This is a genomic window from Cellulophaga geojensis KL-A (assembly GCF_000568425.1).
GTDB classification, from domain to species: Bacteria; Bacteroidota; Bacteroidia; order Flavobacteriales; family Flavobacteriaceae; genus Cellulophaga; species Cellulophaga lytica.
This window is the reverse complement of record NZ_ARZX01000043.1, coordinates 1-6,770: the sequence shown is the minus strand read 5'-3', so window position 1 is coordinate 6,770 and position 6,770 is coordinate 1. Positions and strand designations below refer to the sequence as shown.

Annotated in this window: 6 protein-coding genes; all 6 read right to left on the bottom strand. The window is 33.7% G+C overall.

Annotation, left to right across the window (positions count from 1 at the left end; translation table 11 throughout):
- Positions 1 to 111 precede the first annotated feature (111 nt).
- The 6 genes from KLA_RS16835 to KLA_RS16810 all read right to left on the bottom strand — a co-directional run bounded on the left by KLA_RS16835 (position 112) and on the right by KLA_RS16810 (position 6,578).
- On the bottom strand, positions 112 to 1,041 hold the full coding sequence (locus KLA_RS16835; protein WP_034647257.1) for a hypothetical protein: 930 nt from the start codon (positions 1,039 to 1,041) through the stop codon (positions 112 to 114).
- 157 nt (positions 1,042 to 1,198) lie between these two features.
- Positions 1,199 to 2,053, bottom strand: coding sequence for a hypothetical protein (locus KLA_RS16830; RefSeq protein WP_034647255.1), 855 nt, complete (start codon positions 2,051 to 2,053; stop codon positions 1,199 to 1,201).
- A gap of 92 nt (positions 2,054 to 2,145) precedes the next feature.
- Positions 2,146 to 2,451 (bottom strand): hypothetical protein, encoded by a 306-nt coding sequence (locus tag KLA_RS17995; protein ID WP_152536871.1) that lies wholly within the window; start codon positions 2,449 to 2,451, stop codon positions 2,146 to 2,148.
- A 670-nt stretch (positions 2,452 to 3,121) separates the two neighbouring features.
- Entirely contained in the window at positions 3,122 to 3,916 is a 795-nt protein-coding gene (locus KLA_RS16820; RefSeq protein ID WP_034647253.1) for a cation transporter, read from the bottom strand.
- Position 3,917: 1 nt separating this feature from the next.
- Positions 3,918 to 6,101, bottom strand: a complete 2,184-nt coding sequence (locus KLA_RS16815) for a TonB-dependent receptor (RefSeq protein WP_034647251.1) — start codon at positions 6,099 to 6,101, stop codon at positions 3,918 to 3,920.
- 66 nt (positions 6,102 to 6,167) lie between these two features.
- Positions 6,168 to 6,578, bottom strand: a complete 411-nt coding sequence (locus tag KLA_RS16810; RefSeq protein WP_034647249.1) for a Fur family transcriptional regulator — start codon at positions 6,576 to 6,578, stop codon at positions 6,168 to 6,170.
- Positions 6,579 to 6,770: the final 192 nt, after the last annotated feature.

Here is a 6,770-nt window from a genome sequence, read left to right as displayed (position 1 = left end):
GTATGATTTCGTTGCGTGTTTAAGCACTAAATTTAGCAAATAAATAACAGATAGAAAGTCCGCGAGGACTTTCGTAAGTAGGCTATAACTAGCAATGAATTATACACGGTGTTAGCAAAAGTTTTTATATTCCATAAATTTCTTCCAACTTCCCAAAGCAGGTGATTCCGCAAATTTTGTTTCTGGATTCATTGTAATTAATTGAAATCCTCCATTATTCATTTTTGGTGCGTGTCCAATATAATTTTCCCTAAACTCATCGTGCATTCCGTTCAAAACGTGCGATATTTTTAATAGAGTCTGTTTTATTAATTCAAACGATGCATAACTTATACAATATTCTAAATCTTTATCTATGATTTTCTTTAGATTCGATTTTATTTTTTCAGAACATTTAAATTGAGTAGTTACTTTTCCTGAATCTAATTCCCAAGATACATTTGCAAAAGAGGTTGACTTTTTTCTATGAATAAGTTCAGCACGATAGTCATTAAATTTGCTTACAAATTCTGAATTAACTTTTTTGATGTTTTCTACAAATTTTCTATTTGCAAATTCACTTTTATTATTGTGACAATGCTTTACTAAAGTTATCCATTGCAATTTCGTTTGTGGGTTTTTACCAAATACAAATTGGGTTAACATTGCTAAATAATCGAAACACGAAGATAGATGAAAAACTATACTGTCATAAATTGCCATTATTTCGTCAGAAGCCATTTCAAAATGTGGATTTCCCATTATAAATCCGTTAAAAACAGTTGGTTTTTCCTTTAACATTTTTGCAAATCTGTTTTCTATTTCAAACTTTCTGACAATTAGTAAGTAAAAATGAAGGTTTGCACTTCTTATTCTATAATTAATACTATCTCTTAATTCATAAATTTCGTGTTTTCCATCTTTCGATTGTCCGAAAACATTATTGATGTGATAACCATAATCCATTGCTAAAGCCATAAATCCTTCATAAACGACTTTTATCAGACTTTGAATTTCATCTAATTTCTCTTGTGGTTCGTCTATGAAAAGAATTTCGCTCATTGTCTTGGTTCAAATTTTTGCTAACGTTTATGTATAAGATTAGTGGCGTGTTTAAGCACCTAATTTAGCAAATAAACACCAGATAGAAAATCCGCGAGGATTTTCGTAAGTAGGCGAGAACTAGCCATTAATTTTATACGGTGTTGGGCATAGTTTTTTATTTTTCGTACTTTATAAATCGGAAACCTTGATTTTCAATCGTCTCTTTTTCAGAGTCGTCAGGACAAACAACTAAAAAATCTCCGTTTAAATATTCTTTATAAGTATTTAATTGTCTGAAAAGTTCGCCTAATGTTGTTATTTGAGTTTTTACCTCTATGAATATATTATGGTTTAGAATTTCGTTATAAAATTGCCGATGTTTTTCAGTTTGAGACCATTCTATTTTCCCAGTTACTGTTTCAGTTTCAAAGTCAATTCCAGTTACTGTCAATCTATCGTAAACAAAATTCACTTTTAAATCTACAAATCCGATAATGTTTTTTGCTGATTTGTATCCAGTATTCCGATTATGACTTTGATTTGTAACAGTATATTCCCAAATTCTTTCAGTTATTCGTGGCTTGTTTCTTTTCGGTAATTCATTTGCTAATCCGTCAAAAGTTTCTAGGTAAATTATTTTCTTTTCGGATTTTTCGATTTTGAGTTTTAATTCGTCACACTCTTTTTCCTCTCGTTCAATTCTGTCTTCGATGTAATAACTTTCATCAGGATTTTCCTTGAATTTCTTTTTAGATTCTTTGAGAGACTTTAAACTTTTCTCAAGTTCAGATTTTAGTTTTTTTAATGACGTTTTTTCCTCGGATAACTCTTTTGAAGTTATTTTATCTACTTTTTCTATTAAGTCGTTTTTCGATTTTTCGCTCCAATTTTCTAGATTATACAATTTTAACAAAATGGTTTCTATGTTCTTGTCAGTCCACTTTATTATATCATCGTGTTCAGGTTTTTTTAAGTCGTCATCAAAAAAACCTAGTCTTTGTTGTAATGTCTTTGCTTTCGGTTTTGCCATAGGTTTGTTCAAATTATGCCCAACGGTTTGGCTATGCGCAGTGTCCCGAAGGGAATTGCGTATAGGTGTTGTTGTAGCCAGTTTTTATTTTTTCATTCGTGAAATGTCCGATACCAATTTTCTTCAATTTTCCAATTGTCATCAGGATTTCGTTCAATAAGGTCATTGTAATATTTTATGTCTTCTGGTCGATTTGTGTATACAAAATGAGTTGAAGGTGCACTGAAGAAATTCCTGAAAACCCAAAATGTTACGGTCACTTCATTCGTACTGTCATTCATAGAAATTCCAATGTCATTACCGCCATTAGATATTACAGGAAATTCGTAAGGCAATTCACAAACCCATCCGTTCCAACTCACATTTGGCTTTAATTCTCCGTTCTTTACTTGTTCCACTACTTCTGTCCGTTTGTTGTAGAATATGTACCAATCTGCATTCTCAATAATTTGATTTACAGGTTGTCGAAAGAAAGTTAATAGGAACAAAGTCGAAATGACAAAAACTGACGCAATTCTTTGTCGGGTTAAATTCTTTCTTTCCTTAATTAGTTTGACTATTTGCCCAATTGTCCATATAAAAAGAATCAGAGAAAGAGCCAGCCATTCGAGTGCAACAATGAAGTATGGAACAAAGTAGTAGTTTGCGATTGTCAGAACTACCCATATACTTACAATCAATATTAAAGTTTTTTTATTCACTCGTCTCTTTTTTCTAATTGGCTACAACGGTCTAGTATATGAAACGTAGCGTATAAATAAACACTAACTTTTCGGATTATACACGAGCCAAATTTTTATTTTTTCTATTTATCTTTAATTTTTTAAATATACAAAAATAAAAATTTGGTGGACTTAATAGAGAAGCAAAAACCTCTCGGAAAGCCTGTAATAGCTATGTTTTATATACATTGTTGTGCATAGTGCTTTTCACGTTTTGCTTGGTTTTCCGATGTTTGTTATTTAGTTCTAAATTGAGCGTTGGCAAGACATATTCTTTTACAGTTTTGGTGGTGTGATGGCTTGAGCGACTGTAAATGTGTATGGCTTTCAGCGTTGGCAATTCCGATTACTTACTTAATTTCAAAATCCGAAATGCACCTTGTATTACCACTATAAAAACGATTGTTCCGATAATCAAATCAGGTTTGTTGGAATTTAGCCAATTCACTAAAATTCCTGCGATTATTACTCCCAAATTGATAATCACGTCATTGGAAGTAAAAATCATACTCGCTTTCATATGTGCCTCTTCTTTGCTCTTTGACTTTTGCAAAATGTAAAGACAAATTCCGTTTGCGATAAGTGCTAAAATCGAAACGATAATCATCGTTGAAAAATCGGGAAGTTTCTCGGCTCCAAAAAATCTTCTCAACACTTCCACAAATCCAATAATCGCAAGTGTTATCTGAAAATAGCCTGCAATTTTTGCAATCCGTTTTTTCTTAATCAACGTACCGCCAACCGCAAACAAGCTAATTCCGTAAACAAAACTGTCGGCAAGCATATCCAAACTATCGGCAACCAATCCCATTGATTTCGAGATGAGCCCTGTGGTCATTTCGATAATGAAGAAGACAAAATTTATCGCCAGTACAATCCAAAGTAGCTTTTTTTGGTTGGTGTTTTCTACAAAATCTTTTTCGTTGGTTTCTTCGGTCGAGATTTTCTTTCCGCCTAATTTTAATTCGATAATTGACTTTTCAATTTGGTCGTTATGACCATCGTGAAAAACGGTCAATTTTCGGTTTGGAATGTCAAAATCAAGATTTTTGATTTCTTGAATTCCGTCCAGTTTCATTCGGATTAGATTTTCCTCTGAAGAACAATCCATCTTACTGATTTCAAATATCGTTTTGTTCATTTTAGTCGTCATCTTCGTTTCCAAAAGGTTTGATAATTACTCCAACGCTAAATATAAAACCGTCTGTTGGTGCATATATTTCGGGAAATTCTGGATTGTCGTGTGGTGGCAAAACCAAAGGCGAGAACCTGCTTTGTCTTCTATCGGTAAAGTTTTCAAAATTCACAAAAGTTGTTCCCCATTTAAAATTTCGCATTGCCACAAAACCCATTGTTATGAAGTCGGTTGTTTCTGTTCCATTAGACAAAAATTGCTTTCCTGTGTAAAACGTTTCATAACCGATTCGCCATTTTTCAGATTCGTACATCAAAACACTTCCTGCGTTATGTTTTGCTGTCAAAGGTTTTTGAGGATTGCCAGCTAAATAGTTCAACCTTGTGTCAATGAGTGCATAATTTAGGAACCACCTAAAATCTTTATAGGTAAACTTGATGTTTGTTTCAGCACCTTTGCTCAAAATTTCATCTGTTGCATTCTCAAATTGGAAAAATCCATTATCAGTTGAATTTAACAGTAATGCATCATTAATCGCAGTTACATAAAACAGTTGATTAATAGAAAAACCAACGGTTTCAAATAAACGTGTTTGATAGTTGAAATCAAGATTTACACCATAAGAACGTTCCGCATTTAGTGAAGATTTATCAATACCAAGTACATTTCTAAAATTGATAAATTCCGCCTCTTCTGTAAAAATATCTGGAATTTTGTAACCTAATCCACCACCAATTCTGCTCGAAAATCCGCTATCATTTTTGTATAGCAATGAAACTCTAGGAAGCGGAAAGAAGCCAAAATCAGTATTGTAATCTGCTCGCAATCCTGTTTCCAAAATCCAATTATCCGAAATGTCATAAATATTATTTACAAATGCTCCATAAGTTATGTCTGTTTGGTCACGTTGCAAAGTTGCATTATCATTTTCATCAAAATCGGAAGTATATAGGTTTGCACCAAAAATCCAATCTGTTTTATTGGCTGACTTTTGATAGTTTATTTCCGTGAATGTATTGGTTTGTTTACCGTCAAATGTAAAATCGGGAATGGTCAGTTCTCTGTCGAAGAACGAGATACTATTTTTGATATTTAATGAACTGACGGAATCTATTTGAGTTTCGTAAACCGCTTGACTGCTCAATCTTTTCGATACGTTTTCTTCGGTATATTGATGGATGCCATTTTCGCCACTTTCAATTTTTGTGATGTCGCCACCAATTCTGTCGTCATACGTTCCGTTTAAGCCAAACCAAAATGTTGTTTTTTCCGATGGATAATAAAAGAATTTTGGGTTGAATGAAATCGAAGTTGTTTTTGGCAAGTTACTAAAGCCGTCATCTTCTGGGTCATACGCTTTTTGATAATGACCTGAACCATAAAGTGAAACACCAAACTTATCATTCCGTTTGCTGTAAAACACATTTGCTGTACTTCCCAGAGCTTGGGTTTGTGTCAGCATAATATCCAAAGCAGGTTCTTCGTCTGGTGTTTTGGAAACCATATTTATCAAACCTGCAATTGCACCACCACCATAAAGCGTTGATGAACTTCCTTTTATGATTTCAAATTGTTTTAAGTCTAATGGCGGAATCTGTAAAATACTCAAACCACTTGAAAATCCACCATACAAAGGAAATCCGTCTCTTAAAAGTTGAGTGTATCGTCCATCGAGTCCTTGAATTCTAATGTTGGTATTTCCGCTACTTAACGAAGTTTGTTGCATTTGTATTCCTGTACTTTCTCGAAGTACCATTGAAATATTGGTCGGATTCATTACTGCTTTTTCGCTCAATTCTTCCGCTCCAATGAATTCTATTCTTGTGGGTATTTTTCTAACAGTTCGTGTACTTCTTGAAGATTGAATAACGACTTCGTCCAATTCATTTCCTCCCGATTCGAGTTTGAAAGAAAAGACTTTTTTTGTGCCAATTTCAATTGTGGTTTCGATAGTTTTGAAGCCTACGTATGAAATTTTTATGGTTTGGTTGCCGTTCGGGATTTCTGTAAATGTGGCAATTCCGTCAAAATTTGTTACCGCTCCTTTTTCAAGCTCCTCGAAATAAACTGTTGCTCCAAGTAATGGTTCGTTGGTTTCCGAATCTGTAATGAAAATAGAAATGTCGCTGTTCTGTGCGAAAGAAATATATGATATAACGAAGAAAAATGAAGTTAAAAATGCTTTTGTCATCTGCTAATTCTGTTTTTAAGAATAGTGCAAATGTAAATTCCTTTTACTGCAACTCGATTGCAAAGATTACTTGTTACAGTTATCGCATAGACCTTTTACGACCATATTTGCTTGTTGTAGTTTGAAGTTTTCGGGAAGTTGAATTTTGGGAATAGGAACATCAAAAAGGCAGAATGTTTTATCGCAGTTTGTGCAATAAAAATGATAGTGCAAATCCTTTGGGTCGCAGTTACAGCCTTTGGCACAAACCGCATATTTGGTCATTCCAGAACCATCTTCAATGCTGTGGATGACTTTGTTTTCTTCAAATGTTTTCAGCGTTCTGAAAATCGAACTTCTGTCCGTATATGCCAATGCGTTTTCTATATCTTTCAACGATTGTGCTTTTTCTTGGCTCAAAAGATGTCGTAAAACCACAGTTCTTACTGCGGTGTTTTTCACTTTTTTTATTTTTAGGATTTCTTCTTCAGTTTGCATTTTCCTAATGTATCATTTTTTTCGAGCGTTGGCGAAAAACAGCTCTTTTATTTTTTTAGCGTTGGCATTTCGCGTTGGCAAAAAAAAATAAATGTGCTGTTTGTGCGGTTGGCTTTTTTAGTTCAAATGTTGAATTTTAGAACGATTTTTTGCATTATGCACAACGTCTACGTATAAGAAACGTAGGGCAGT